The organism is Gemmiger formicilis (assembly GCF_016901605.1).
GTDB classification, from domain to species: Bacteria; Bacillota; Clostridia; order Oscillospirales; family Ruminococcaceae; genus Gemmiger; species Gemmiger formicilis_B.
This window is the reverse complement of record NZ_JACJKP010000422.1, coordinates 1-496: the sequence shown is the minus strand read 5'-3', so window position 1 is coordinate 496 and position 496 is coordinate 1. Positions and strand designations below refer to the sequence as shown.

Below are 496 nucleotides of genomic sequence, written 5' to 3'. Positions count from 1 at the left end.
CCTGCGTCCGCAGCAGACGTTCCATCCGGGCAGCCTTTTCCGCATGCGTTGTGGGGTCCGGCATCTTGGCTGCAGGTGTACCGTTGCGCTTGGAATAGATAAACGTGAACAGCTGCATATAGCCCACTTTACGGACCAGATCCAGCGTTGCCGCAAAGTCCTCTTCCGTTTCCCCGGGGAAGCCCACAATAATATCGCTGGAGAACGTCACACCGGGGATTTTCTTCCGTGCATAGTCCACCAGTTCCAGGTACTGCGCCACTGTATAATGGCGGTTCATCTGCTGCAGCAGCCGGTCACTGCCGGACTGCACCGGCAGATGGATATGCTTGCACAAATGGGGCTGCGCCGCAATGGTATCAATCAGCTTGTGACTTGCATCTTTGGGATGGCTGGTCATAAAACGAATCTGATAGTCGCCGGGCACCTCACACAGAAGATTGAGAAGATCGGCAAAATCCACCGACTTCTCCAGCCCTTTTCCGTAGCTGTTCAC

Annotated in this window: 1 protein-coding gene; it reads right to left on the bottom strand. The window is 54.8% G+C overall.

Annotated features, from left to right (window positions below; genetic code table 11):
- Positions 1–496, bottom strand: a 496-nt coding sequence (locus tag H6B10_RS15245; RefSeq protein ID WP_204652334.1) for a radical SAM protein, incomplete at both ends; no start/stop codon positions are given.